The organism is Pseudomonas mohnii (genome assembly GCF_900105115.1).
Lineage (GTDB): Bacteria > Pseudomonadota > Gammaproteobacteria > Pseudomonadales > Pseudomonadaceae > Aquipseudomonas > Aquipseudomonas mohnii.
This window is the reverse complement of the sequence record NZ_FNRV01000001.1, coordinates 4406766-4419907: the sequence shown is the minus strand read 5'-3', so window position 1 is coordinate 4419907 and position 13142 is coordinate 4406766. Positions and strand designations below refer to the sequence as shown.

General features: G+C 61.1%; 10 protein-coding genes and 1 pseudogene. 5 read left to right on the top strand and 6 right to left on the bottom strand.

Annotation, left to right across the window (positions count from 1 at the left end):
• Positions 1-10: 10 nt before the first annotated feature.
• The 5 genes and pseudogenes from gatA (at position 11) to BLV61_RS20480 (ending at position 5064) form a co-directional block, all read left to right on the top strand.
• Positions 11-1462: an Asp-tRNA(Asn)/Glu-tRNA(Gln) amidotransferase subunit GatA gene (gatA, locus tag BLV61_RS20500; RefSeq protein ID WP_047537658.1), complete on the top strand. Its 1452-nt coding sequence runs from the start codon at positions 11-13 to the stop codon at positions 1460-1462.
• A gap of 146 nt (positions 1463-1608) precedes the next feature.
• Positions 1609-3057: pseudogene (gatB, locus tag BLV61_RS20495) on the top strand (Asp-tRNA(Asn)/Glu-tRNA(Gln) amidotransferase subunit GatB); the annotation flags it as partial.
• A 143-nt stretch (positions 3058-3200) separates the two neighbouring features.
• Positions 3201-3575 carry a septal ring lytic transglycosylase RlpA family protein gene (locus BLV61_RS20490; protein WP_047537653.1) on the top strand — a complete coding sequence of 125 codons (375 nt, stop codon included), beginning with the start codon at positions 3201-3203 and terminating at the stop codon, positions 3573-3575.
• Positions 3576-3625: 50 nt separating this feature from the next.
• A complete protein-coding gene (locus BLV61_RS20485; protein WP_090467154.1) occupies positions 3626-4687 on the top strand; it encodes a calcium/sodium antiporter in 1062 nt (353 codons plus the stop codon).
• Positions 4684-5064 (top strand): carboxymuconolactone decarboxylase family protein, encoded by a 381-nt coding sequence (locus BLV61_RS20480; RefSeq protein WP_047537646.1) that lies wholly within the window; start codon positions 4684-4686, stop codon positions 5062-5064. Before BLV61_RS20485 ends, BLV61_RS20480 begins: the two co-directional genes overlap by 4 nt.
• 96 nt (positions 5065-5160) lie before the next feature.
• On the opposite strand, the gene BLV61_RS20475 is transcribed toward BLV61_RS20480, so the two are convergent.
• The 6 genes from BLV61_RS20475 to BLV61_RS20450 form a co-directional block, all read right to left on the bottom strand.
• A complete protein-coding gene (locus tag BLV61_RS20475; RefSeq protein WP_047537643.1) occupies positions 5161-6102 on the bottom strand; it encodes an AEC family transporter in 942 nt (313 codons plus the stop codon).
• 184 nt (positions 6103-6286) lie between these two features.
• Complete coding sequence (gene garD / locus BLV61_RS20470) at positions 6287-7840, bottom strand: galactarate dehydratase (protein ID WP_090467153.1); 1554 nt, start codon at positions 7838-7840, stop codon at positions 6287-6289.
• Positions 7841-7851: 11 nt separating this feature from the next.
• Positions 7852-9219, bottom strand: coding sequence for an MFS transporter (locus BLV61_RS20465; protein ID WP_090467150.1), 1368 nt, complete (start codon positions 9217-9219; stop codon positions 7852-7854).
• Positions 9220-9387: 168 nt separating this feature from the next.
• Complete coding sequence (locus BLV61_RS20460; RefSeq protein WP_090467148.1) at positions 9388-10833, bottom strand: aldehyde dehydrogenase family protein; 1446 nt, start codon at positions 10831-10833, stop codon at positions 9388-9390.
• Between the two features lie 75 nt (positions 10834-10908).
• On the bottom strand, positions 10909-11820 hold the full coding sequence (kdgD, locus tag BLV61_RS20455) for a 5-dehydro-4-deoxyglucarate dehydratase (protein ID WP_047537632.1): 912 nt from the start codon (positions 11818-11820) through the stop codon (positions 10909-10911).
• Positions 11821-12212: 392 nt separating this feature from the next.
• Positions 12213-12962, bottom strand: coding sequence for a FadR/GntR family transcriptional regulator (locus BLV61_RS20450; protein WP_177329342.1), 750 nt, complete (start codon positions 12960-12962; stop codon positions 12213-12215).
• Between the last annotated feature and the right edge of the window lie 180 nt (positions 12963-13142).

Below are 13142 nucleotides of genomic sequence, written 5' to 3'. Positions count from 1 at the left end.
AGAGCCTGCAATGCATCAATTGACTCTGGCCGAGATCGCCCGCGGACTCGCCGATAAAAAGTTTTCCTCCGAAGAGCTGACCAAAGTCCTGCTGGCGCGTATCGCCCAGCTCGATCCACAGCTCAACAGTTTCATCAGCCTCACCGAGGACCTGGCGCTCACGCAGGCGAAAGCCGCTGACGCCCGCCGGGCCAACGGTGAGAGCGGCGCCCTGCTCGGCGCGCCGATCGCCCACAAAGACCTGTTCTGCACCCAGGGTATCCGCACCAGCTGCGGCTCGAAGATGCTCGACAACTTTAAAGCACCGTACGACGCCACCGTCGTCGCCAAGCTGGCCGCCGCCGGGGCCGTGACCCTGGGCAAGACCAACATGGACGAATTCGCCATGGGTTCGGCCAACGAATCGAGTTACTACGGCGCCGTGAAAAACCCGTGGAACCTGGAATACGTGCCTGGCGGTTCGTCCGGCGGTTCGGCCGCGGCCGTTGCCGCTCGTCTGTTGCCGGCAGCCACCGGCACCGACACGGGCGGGTCCATTCGTCAGCCCGCCGCATTGACCAACCTTACCGGTCTGAAACCGACGTACGGTCGCGTTTCGCGCTGGGGCATGATCGCCTACGCCTCGAGCCTCGATCAGGGTGGCCCGTTGGCGCGCACGGCCGAAGACTGCGCCATTTTGTTGCAGGGTATGGCCGGCTTCGATCCGAACGACTCCACCAGCATCGACGAGCCCGTGCCGGACTACAGCGCCAGCCTCAACGGCTCGCTGCAAGGCCTGCGCATTGGCGTGCCTAAAGAGTATTTCAGCGCCGGTCTCGACCCGCGCATCGCCGATCTGATCCACAACAGCGTCAAGGAGCTGGAAAAGCTCGGCGCCGTGATCAAGGAAATCAGCCTGCCGAACATGCAGCACGCGATCCCTGCGTACTACGTGATCGCCCCGGCGGAAGCCTCTTCCAACCTGTCGCGTTTCGACGGCGTGCGCTTCGGCTACCGCTGCGAAAACCCGGTCAACCTGATAGACCTGTACAAACGCTCCCGCGGCGAAGGCTTCGGTCCGGAAGTGCAGCGCCGGATCATGGTTGGCGCCTACGCACTGTCGGCCGGTTACTACGATGCCTACTACCTGAAGGCGCAGAAGATCCGTCGCTTGATCAAGAACGACTTCATGGCGGCCTTCAACGAGGTCGACATCATCCTCGGCCCAACCACGCCGAACCCGGCCTGGAAGCTCGGCGCCAAGAACAGCGACCCGGTCGCTGCGTACCTGGAAGACGTCTACACCATCACCGCCAACCTCGCTGGCCTGCCGGGCTTGTCCATGCCTGCCGGTTTTGTCGATGGCTTGCCGGTCGGCGTGCAATTGCTCGCTCCGTACTTCCAGGAAGGTCGCCTGTTGAACGTTGCCCACCAGTATCAGTTAAACACTGATTGGCACACCCGCACCCCGCAGGGGTTTTGAAACTGCTGCGCTCGGTAATGCTGCGTTGAAAACTGGCTCGTAATGCTCATTGACTAAAGTCAACTCCGCTTACTCGCCAGTTTTCGCCTTGCCTTACCTTCGCTCGCGACGTTTCAAAATCCCCAGCAAAGGCTTCTGAGGAGACACACATGCAATGGGAAGTCGTGATCGGGCTGGAGATTCATACCCAGCTCACCACCCGGTCGAAAATCTTTTCCGGTAGTTCCACCACGTTCGGCTCCGAGCCGAACACCCAGGCCAGCCTGATCGACCTGGGCATGCCCGGCGTACTGCCGGTGCTGAACCAGGAAGCGGTGCGCATGGCGGTGATGTTCGGTCTGGCGATTGACGCCGAGATCGGCCAGCACAACGTGTTCGCCCGCAAGAACTACTTCTACCCGGACCTGCCCAAGGGCTACCAGATCAGCCAGATGGAATTGCCGATCGTCGGCAAGGGCCACCTGGACATCGCCCTGGAAGACGGCACGGTCAAACGTGTCGGCATCACCCGCGCGCACCTGGAAGAAGACGCCGGCAAGAGCCTGCACGAGGAGTTCAACGGTGCCACCGGCATCGACCTGAACCGTGCCGGCACACCGTTGCTGGAGATCGTTTCCGAGCCGGACATGCGCAGCGCCAAGGAAGCCGTGGCCTACGTCAAGGCGATCCACGCACTGGTGCGTTACCTGGGCATCTGCGACGGCAACATGGCCGAGGGTTCGCTGCGTTGCGACTGCAACGTGTCGATCCGTCCGAAAGGCCAGGCCGAGTTCGGTACCCGCTGCGAGATCAAGAACGTCAACTCGTTCCGCTTCATCGAGAAGGCGATCAACAGCGAAATCCAGCGTCAGATCGAACTGATCGAAGACGGCGGCAAGGTGATCCAGCAAACCCGCCTGTACGATCCGAACAAGGACGAAACCCGTCCAATGCGCAGCAAAGAGGAAGCCAACGACTACCGTTACTTCCCCGATCCGGACCTGCTGCCCGTCGTGATTGAAAACGCGTTCCTCGATGACGTGCGCGCCACCCTGCCGGAATTGCCACCACAGAAACGCGAGCGCTTCCAGGAGCAGTTCGGTCTGTCGGTGTACGACGCCAACGTGCTGGCCACCAGCCGCGAGCAGGCGGACTACTTCGAGCAAGTCGCCAGCATCAGCGGCGACGCCAAACTGGCAGCGAACTGGGTGATGGTCGAGTTGGGCAGCCTGCTCAACAAACAAGGCCTGGACATCGAAGCGTCGCCGGTTTCCGCCGAGCAACTGGGCGGCATGCTGTTGCGGATCAAGGACAACACCATCTCGGGCAAAATCGCCAAGGTTGTGTTTGAAGCCATGGCCAACGGCGAAGGCAGCGCGGACGAGATCATCGACAAGCGCGGCCTGAAGCAAGTGACCGACACCGGCGCCATCTCGGCGGTGCTGGACGAAATGCTCGCGGCCAACGCCGAGCAAGTCGAGCAGTACCGTGCGGCAGACGAAGCCAAGCGCGGCAAGATGTTCGGCTTCTTCGTCGGCCAGGCCATGAAAGCCTCCAAAGGCAAGGCCAACCCGCAACAAGTGAACGAATTGCTGAAAAGCAAGCTCGAAGGCTGATAGAAATGGAGCCAGTTTTTAAACCTGGCTCAAAACCTTGTAGGAGCGAGCCTGCTCGCGATGGAAAGTCAGTTGGCCCCGATGTGGCTGACTCTCCATCGCGAGCTGGCTCGCTCCTACAGTTTGTTTCGGGAAACCTTCGAATGAAACGTCTGCTCGGCGCCTGCGCCCTCCTTTCCCTCCTCGCCGGCTGCGCGAGTAACGATATCGTCGACCCACACGGCTACGACAAGACCGGCATGGCCTCGTACTACGGCGCCAAACACCAAGGTAAACGCACCGCCAGCGGCGAGCGTTTCGACCGGAATTCCCTGACCGCCGCCCATCGCCAGCTTCCCTTCGGCACGCGAGTGAAGGTCACCAACCTGAACAACGACAAATCCTGCGTGGTCCGCATCAACGATCGTGGGCCGCATACCCGTGGGCGCCTGATCGACCTGTCCCATGAGGCCGCCGAACGCCTGGGCATGCTCAAGAGCGGCACTGCGCGGGTTCGCGTGCAAGCCCTCGACGACTGACAAACGGAGCCCCGACCATCTTCGGACTAGCCGATTTACCCCTGATCAGCGTGATCGAATTGCTCAGCGGCCTGGTGCTGCTGATTGCCGGCGCCGAACTGATGGTACGTGCCGCCGTGCGCCTGGCCGCGCGCCTGCATGTGCGACCACTGATCATCGGCCTGACCATCGTCGCCCTCGGCAGCAGCGCACCGCAGATGGCCATCAGCCTGCAGGCCACACTGGCGCATAACGCCGACATTGCCGTCGGCAGCGTGATCGGCAGCAGCATTTTCAATATCCTCGTGACCCTCGGACTGTCGGCGCTGATCATCCCCCTGCGAGTTTCACGGCAACTGGTGCGCCTGGATATTCCGCTGATGATCGGCGCCAGCCTGCTGGTGTTCGTGCTGGCCTGGAATGAAGAGCTGACCCGTGCCGATGGCGTCATTCTCCTGACCGCACTGCTGCTGTACCTGGGCCTGTTGCTGCGTCAGTCGAAGCACTCGGCGCGTCCGCAGTCGACTCATGAGCACCCGGTGCAAGCGCCATGGTTAAAAAGTCTGATGATGATCATTGCCGGCCTGGCAATGCTGGTGTACGCCGGCCACTTATTGTTGGGCGCGGCGGTTGCGGTCGCCACTGATTTGGGACTGTCGGAACGGATCATCGGCCTGACCATCGTCGCCATCGGCACTTCCCTGCCGGAGCTCGCGACCTCGCTGATCGCCGCCTCCCGTGGCGAACGGGAGATCGCGGTGGGCAACGTCATTGGCAGCAACCTGTTCAACCTGTTGGGCGTTTTGGGCTTTACCGCACTGGTCGCGCCGACACCCCTATCGGTATCGCCCAATGCCCTGGATTTCGACCTGCCAGTGATGCTCGGCGTCGCCGCGCTGTGCCTGCCGGTGTTCTATTCCGGCTACCGGGTGACCCGCGCCGAGGGCTTGCTGTTTCTGGGTTTGTATCTGGCTTACGGCCTGCACGTGGTGTCGTTCACCACCGGCATGCCATTGGCGGGCAAGCTTGAACACCTGATGCTGTTTTTCGTCCTGCCGGCGCTGGTGGCGTTTTTGCTGTTCACGTCGCTGCGCGCCTGGCATCGCCAACACCACAAGAGAGAATTGCCATGACCGAGAACAAGAAGACCGGCGTTGAAGTACGCCGCCAAGTGATGGGCGACGCCTTCGTCGACCGCGCGCTGGGCAATGCCACCGAGTTCACCCAGCCGCTGCAGGATTTCGTCAACGAACACGCCTGGGGCAGCGTCTGGAGCCGCGAAGGCTTGCCGCTTAAAACCCGCAGCCTGATCACCCTCGCCGCCCTGACAGCGCTGAAGTGCCCGCAGGAATTGAAAGGTCACGTGCGCGGCGCGCTGAACAATGGCTGCACGGTGGAAGAAATTCGTGAAGCGCTGTTGCATTGCGCGGTGTATGCCGGCGTGCCGGCGGCGATCGACGCGTTTCGGGCGGCGCAGGAAGTGATTGATACCTACCAGAAGCCGGAGTGACATCGCGAGCAGGCTCGCTCCCACAGGGAATGCATTCCAAATGTGGGAGCGAGCCTGCTCGCGATGAGGCCCTAAAAAGCACCGACTCTTCAGCGACTAGATCCAACCACCCCACTGCAACAAAAAGATCCCGACGTTGGTGGTGACCGCCGCCATCAACGTGGTAATGACGATGATCGCCGCCGCCAGTTCATGATTGCCATTGGCTGCCCGGGCCATGACAAAACTGGCCGCCGCCGTCGGGCTGCCGAAGTACAGGAACAGAATCCCCAGCTCCGCACCACGAAAGCCCCAGAGCCACGCGCCGAGCGTCGCCAGTATCGGCAGGCCGAGCATCTTCACCAGACTTGAACTCAGCGCCATCGGGCCGCTCTTGCGCATCGCCGCCAGCGACAACGTGCCGCCAATGCAGATCAATGCCAACGGCAGGGTGGTCTGCGCCAGGTACTGGCCGGAGGTTTCCAGCCATCCCGGCAAACCGATCTTGAAGTAGGCAAACGGTGCCGCCGCGATCACGCTGATGATCAGCGGATTGCTGAATACGCTTTTGCAAATGCTCCACGGATCGGACTTGATCACCGGGCTGTACACCGCCAGCACGATGGTCGACAGCGTGTTGTAAAACAGGATCACCAGCGCCGCGAGAATCGCCCCCAGGGAAATCCCGTAATCGCCGTACATGCTCGCCGCCAGCGCCAGGCCGATGACCCCGTTGTTACCGCGAAATGCGCCTTGGGTGTAGATCCCGCGGTCTTCTCGCGGGCACTTGAAAATCGCCCAGCCCCAGGCGATGGCAAAGCACACCAGGGTGGCGAGGGAGAAGTAAATGAGCAACGCTGGTTGCAGCGCGGCGTGCAGGTCGGCGTGCAGGATGCCGAGAAACAGCAACGCCGGCATGGTGACGTTGAACACCAACGCCGACGCGGTGTGGATGAAGTTATCGTTGATCCAATTGATGCGCTTGAGCAGCACCCCCAGAAACAGCATGGCGAACACCGGGGCGGTGATGTTCAGGGTTTCGAGGAAAATGGCCAGCATGCCGTGGATAACCTTGGGTGAGCGTCGTTAGGGGGCTAATGATAAGCCAGCAAGTCCCTCGCCGTCTGGTAGAACGCTATCGCTGGCAAGCCAGCTCCCACAGGTTCCTCGGTGTTCATACGTCTTATGCAACGCAGAAGATTCCTGTGGGAGCTGGCTTGCCAGCGATGCAGCCGACGCGGTCTTACGTGATTGGCGCCGGATTGAACAAGGTGATGTCGTTATGCAGCTTGTGCCGCTCCGCCCACGTCTGTTTCTTGCCGCTGGCCACGTCCAGGTAGTAGTGGAACAACTCCCAGCCGAGGTCCTCGATGGAGGCGCGTCCGGTGGCGATTCGCCCCGCGTCGATGTCGATCAGGTCTGGCCAGCGCTGTGCCAGCTCAGTGCGGGTCGATACCTTCACCACGGGCGCCATCGCCAATCCATAAGGCGTGCCACGACCGGTGGTGAACACGTGCAGGTTCATCCCCGCCGCCAGTTGCAAGGTTCCGCAGACAAAGTCGCTGGCCGGCGTTGCGCAAAAGATCAGGCCTTTTTGCTTGAAGCGCTCGCCAGGGCCGAGCACGCCAGTGATAGCACTGCTGCCGGACTTGACGATCGACCCCAGGGATTTCTCGACAATGTTCGACAACCCGCCTTTCTTGTTGCCCGGCGTGGTGTTGGCACTGCGATCCGCTTCCCCCTTGGCCAGGTAACGGTCATACCAGTCCATTTCCCGCACCAACTCCTGAGCGACTTCCCTGGTTTGCGCGCGCGAAGTCAGCAGGTAGATCGCGTCGCGCACTTCGGTCACTTCGGAGAACATCACCGTCGCACCCGCACGCAACAGCAAGTCCGAGGCGTAGCCCAGGGCCGGGTTAGCGGTGATCCCGGAGAACGCATCACTGCCACCGCATTGCATGCCCAGGATCAGCTCGGACGCCGGCACGGTTTCCCGACGGCGCTGATCGAGCTTCTTCAAACGGGTCTCGGCCAGCGCCATGATCTGCTCGATCATCTCGGTAAAACCGTGACTGGAATCCTGCAGGCGATACAACCAGGGTTCGCTCAAATCCACCGAGCTGTCGTTCTCGTGCATCACTTGCCCGGCCTGCAATTTCTCGCAGCCCAGGCTGATCACCAAGGCCTCGCCACCCAGGTTCGGGTTGCGCGCCAGATTGCGCACGGTGCGAATCGGGATGTAGGCATCGGTGGCGGTGATCGCCACGCCGCAGCCGTAACTGTGGGTCAGCGCCACCACGTCATCGACGTTCGGGTACTTGGGCAGCAGCTCGTCCTTGATGCGCTTGACCGCATGGTCCAGCACGCCGGTAACGCACTGCACCGTGGTCGTGATGCCGAGAATGTTACGCGTGCCAACCGTGCCGTCGGCGTTGCGATAACCCTCGAAGGTATAGCCTTCGAGCGGTGCTTGTGCGGCCGGCACTTCGGTGGACAGCGGCAGGCTGTCCAGCGGTGGCGCGGTGGGCATGCGCAATTGGTCCTCCTTGACCCAACTGCCGCGTGGAATCGGCTGCAAGGCGTAGCCAATGGTCTGGCCGTAACGAATCACCTGTCCGCCCTCGGGGATGTCCTCTAGGGTGACCTTGTGACTTTGTGGCACGAAATCCACGGTGACCAGGCCATCGGCAAACTCGGTGCCGGCCGGTACGCCCTGATCGTTGACCACGATCACCACATTGTCCCGCTCGTGCAGGCGGATGTAGCGCGGCGAGTCGGAATGTTCAATCAACTGCATGACGCCGCTCCTCAGGAATGCGCTTGAGACAACTTGTTATTCATTTCAGGACCGCCCATCGGTGGTTCTTTGAGCACAACGCGTTTGATCGGACCGACGATGACCAGATAGCTGAACACCGCGACCAGTGCGTTGCAACCGACAAACACCAGCGCCCACTTGAACGATCCGGTGGAGCTGATGATGTAACCGATCACGATCGGGGTGGTGATCGAGGCGAGGTTGCCAAACATGTTGAACAGGCCACCGCTCAAACCGGCGATCTGTTTCGGCGAAGTATCAGAGACCACCGCCCAGCCAAGCGCGCCCACGCCCTTGCCGAAGAACGCCAGCGCCATGAAGCCCACGACCATCCATTCGATATCGACGTAGTTACACGCCACGATGCTGCTGGAAACCAGCAGGCCGGCAATGATCGGCGCCTTGCGGGCGAACGTCAGGGAATGCCCCTTGCGCAGCAGGTAGTCGGAAATCACCCCGCCGAGCACGCCACCAATAAAGCCGCAGATCGCTGGCAACGAGGCAATGAAGCCGGCCTTGAGGATGGTCATGCCGCGCTCTTGCACCAGGTACACCGGGAACCAGGTCAGGAAGAAGTAAGTGATGCCGTTGATGCAGTATTGGCCGAGGTAGACGCCGAGCATCATGCGGTTGGTCAACAGCTGGCGAATGTAGTCCCACTTTGGCCCGTCGACCTTTTTGCCCTTGCCTTTGTCCTGGTCCATGTCGACCATGCCGCCGTTCTCGGCGATGTGCTTGAACTCGGCGTCATTGATCATCGGGTGCTGACGCGGGCTGTGGATAACTTTCAGCCAGATCAGAGAGAACACGATACCGATGCTGCCCATCACGACAAACACATGCTGCCAGCCAAAGGTGTAGACGATCCAGCCCATGAGCGGCGCGAACAGCACCGTGGCGAAGTATTGAGCGGAGTTGAAGATCGCCGATGCCGTGCCGCGTTCAGCGGTTGGGAACCAGGCCGCCACGATGCGAGCGTTGCCGGGAAAGGACGGCGCTTCGGCCAGGCCCACCAGGAAGCGCAGCATGAACAGCGCGACAATCGCCGTGGACATGCCGAACTCACCGACATAACCCTGCAGGACGGTGAACAGCGACCAGGTGAAAATGCTCAAGGCATAGATTTTTTTCGAGCCGAAACGGTCCAGCAGCCAGCCACCGGGAATTTGCCCGGCCACGTAGGCCCAACCGAATGCAGAGAAGATATAGCCAAGGGTGACCGCGTCGATGCCGAGGTCTTTTTGCAGGCTGGAGCCGGCAATGGCGATGGTAGCCCGGTCGGCGTAGTTGATCGTGGTCACCAGGAAAAGCATGAGCAAGATCAAATAGCGGACGTGAGTCGGCTTGGTCGATTGCATGTAGATGTACTCCCACTGATTATTTTTATGCGCGGGTGAAACGGGTGCGATCCCTGTAGGAGCGAGTCCTGCTCGCGATGGTGTTCAACGATGACGCGGGGCATCAGGTTGACCGTGGCGACTTCAAGACCATCGCGAGCAGGGCTCGCTCCTACAGGGGGTATTGCCTTACGAGCCGATGTAACTGGTCTTCACGACCGTGTAGAACTCTTGCGCATAGCGGCCTTGCTCGCGGGAGCCATAGGACGAACCTTTACGCCCGCCGAACGGAACGTGGTAATCCACGCCAGCGGTCGGCAGGTTGACCATCACCATCCCGGCCTGGGAGTGGCGCTTGAAGTGGTTGGCGTACTTCAACGACGTCGTGGCGATGCCCGCCGACAGACCGAACTCGGTGTCGTTGGCCATGGCCAATGCCGCTTCGTAATCCGCGACGCGAACCACGTTGGCCACCGGGCCGAAGATCTCTTCGCGGCTGATGCGCATCGCCGCTTCGCTGTCGGCAAACAGCGTCGGAGCGAGGTAGTAGCCCTCGGTGTCACAGGTCACCAAGCCACCGCCGCTGACCAGACGCGCACCTTCGGACTGGCCGATGTCGATGTACTTCATGTCCTGTTCCAGTTGAGCCTGGGAAACCACCGGACCGATATCGGTGCCCGCTTTCAACGCGTGGCCGACCTTGATCGACTTCATGCGCTCGGCCATGGCTTCGACGAACTTGTCGTGGATGCCGGCAGTGACGATGAAGCGGCTCGACGCGGTGCAACGCTGGCCGGTGGAGTAGAACGCGCTCTGCACCGACAGCTCGACCGCTTGTTTGAGGTCGGCGTCCTCAAGAATGATCTGCGGGTTCTTGCCGCCCATTTCCAGCTGGACCTTGGCCTGGCGCGACACGCAGCTGACGGCGATCTGACGACCGACACCCACGGAACCGGTGAAGCTGATGCCGTCGACTTTCGGGCTGTGGACCAGGGCATCACCCACCACGCGACCGCTGCCCATCACCAGGTTGAACACGCCCGCCGGGAAGCCCGCGCGGGAGATGATTTCCGCCAGGGCCCAGGCGCAACCTGGCACCAGGTCCGCAGGCTTGAGCACGACGCAGTTGCCGTAGGCCAGGGCCGGGGCGATTTTCCACGACGGGATGGCAATCGGGAAGTTCCACGGGGTAATCAGACCGACCACACCCAGTGCTTCACGAGTGACTTCAACGTTGACGCCCGGGCGTACCGACGGCAGGTAGTCGCCGGACAGGCGCAGGCATTCACCGGCGAAGAATTTGAAAATGTTGCCGGCGCGGGTCACTTCGCCAATGGCCTCGGGCAGGGTCTTGCCCTCTTCCCGAGCCAGCAATGTGCCGAGCTCATCGCGACGGGCGAGAATTTCAGTGCCGACTTTATCCAGGGAATCGTGACGCGCCTGAATGCCGGATGTGGACCACGCCGGAAACGCGGCACGGGCGGCATCGATGGCGGCGTGGACTTGGGCCAGGTCAGCCTTGGCGTAGTCGCCGATGGCATCGCTGAGCTCGGACGGGTTGATGTTGGTCGCGTAATCGCTGGCCGCGACCCATTCGCCGTTGATGTAGTTGTCGAAACGCTTTGCATTTGTCACGGGACTGCCCTCGAAACAAAAAAATCTCACGCAAAAGGCCGCTGAATACCCAGCGGCCCCGTTAAACCGGATGTGTTACTGCGCGCCCTGCTTGTCGATCAGCGCGGCGAGCATTTCGTACTCTTCGCCCGTCAGATCGGTCAGCGGTGCACGCACAGGGCCCGCGTCGTAACCGGCAATTTTTGCCCCGGCCTTGACGATGCTCACGGCGTAACCGGCTTTGCGGTTACGGATGTCCAGGTACGGCAGGAAGAAGTCATCAATGATCTTGCCAACGGTGGCGTGATCGTCACGCGCGATCGCGTGGTAGAAGTCCATCGCGGTTTTCGGGATGAAGTTGAACACCGCCGAGGAGTAGACCGGCACGCCCAGCGCTTTATAGGCAGCGGCATAGACTTCAGCGGTCGGCAAGCCGCCCAGGTAGCTGAAACGGTCACCGAGGCGGCGGCGGATCGACACCATCAACTCGATATCACCCAGGCCGTCCTTGTAGCCGATCAGGTTCGGGCAGCGCTCGGCCAGACGCTCCAGCAACGGCGCGTTCAGACGGCAAACATTGCGGTTGTAGACCACGACACCGATGTTGACCGATTTGCACACGGCTTCAACGTGGGCGGCAACGCCGTCCTGGCTGGCTTCGGTCAGGTAATGCGGCAACAGCAACAGGCCCTTGGCGCCCAGACGCTCAGCTTCCTGCGCGTATTCGATGGCTTGACGGGTCGAACCGCCAACACCGGCCAGAATCGGCACGCTGGTGGCGCAAGTGTCGACCGCCGTCTTGATGATTTCCGAATATTCGCTGGCCGCCAGAGAGAAGAACTCACCGGTGCCGCCGGCGGCGAACAGAGCCGAGGCGCCGTATGGGGCCAGCCATTCGAGACGCTTGATGTAGCCAGCGCGGTGGAAATCGCCCTGGGCATTGAAATCGGTGACCGGGAAAGACAACAGGCCGGAAGAGAGGATGGACTTCAGTTCTTGTGGATTCATTATTCGAACACCCTGGGTAGCGACGTTTGTGTGTGAGAAAACCGTTCAGCCTTTGCTGAAGTTGTAGGTCATCGTACAACTTAAAATATAACCGTCAACTGCATTTCATCGCCGTGGGTGAAAATTGTTCGACAAGAGTCAGGCGAGATAGGGCGTTCAGCGGCTATTGGGGCAGGAAAAGCGGGGCAGACGCCGGCTCAATAGAGATACGTTGTCAGAAGATTGATGGACTGAGCAAACAAGCTGGGGATGTGGGAAATGGCTGATAACAGGCTCGCTCCCACACAGGAATTTAGGTGCGCACAAATCGTGTTCACCGCAAGTCAAACGGGGGAGCGAGCCTGCTCGCGATAGCGGTAACTGAGACGATGGATGACACAGGGGTAGATTGCCTACCCCCGCTGCGCCTCTGCCTCTTCATGGGCATGACGCAACCGCTCGCGGCTGTTCGTCAGGTGCAAACGCATGGCCGCGCGGGCCGCATCGGAATCCTGGCGAGCAATCGCATCGTAGATTTCTTCGTGCTCGCGGCTCAGGCGATTCATGTAGTGCTGCTGGTCATCGTGGGCCAGCCGCGCGGAATTGAGGCGAGTGCGCGGAATGATGCTGGTGCCCAGGTGGGTCATGATGTCGGTGAAGTAGCGGTTGCCGGTCGACAGGGCGATTTGCAGGTGGAACTGGAAGTCCGAGGCCACGGCATCGCCGGCGTGGGAGACGCTTTCATTCAAGGCATCCAGTGCCGCGCGCATCAACGCCAACTGCTCAGGGGTTCGGCGTTGCGCGGCCAGACCGGCGGACTCCACCTCCAGGCTGATGCGCAGCTCCAGGATGGCCAGCACATCACGCAAGGTCACCACTGTTGCCGGATCGATACGGAAACCGCTCGGGCTCGGGGTGTCGAGAACGAAGGTGCCGATACCGTGGCGGGTTTCCACCTGCCCCGCCGCCTGCAGACGGGAAATCGCCTCGCGCACCACCGTGCGGCTGACGCCATGGGCGTCCATGATTGCCGACTCGGTGGGCAACTTGTCACCACGCTTGAGGTGGCCGTCGCGGATCTGCTCGGACAGCACCGTCACCAGTTCCTGCGCGAGGCTGCGGCGCTTGCGAGGGAGGCGTGGTGTGTCGTTCAGGTTTTCCATGGTGAACATCTGTCTCGAAAAATTCGGTTGAAACCGCATCATAGCTCAACACGGTTGTACGATCACCCATCACCCTGTGTAGGAGCGAGCCTGCTCGCGATGGACTGGCGAGCGCCGCGTGTATTCAGGTGGCACGCGTTATCGTTAGCCACCCTCGCGAGCAGGCTCGCTCCTATAGGG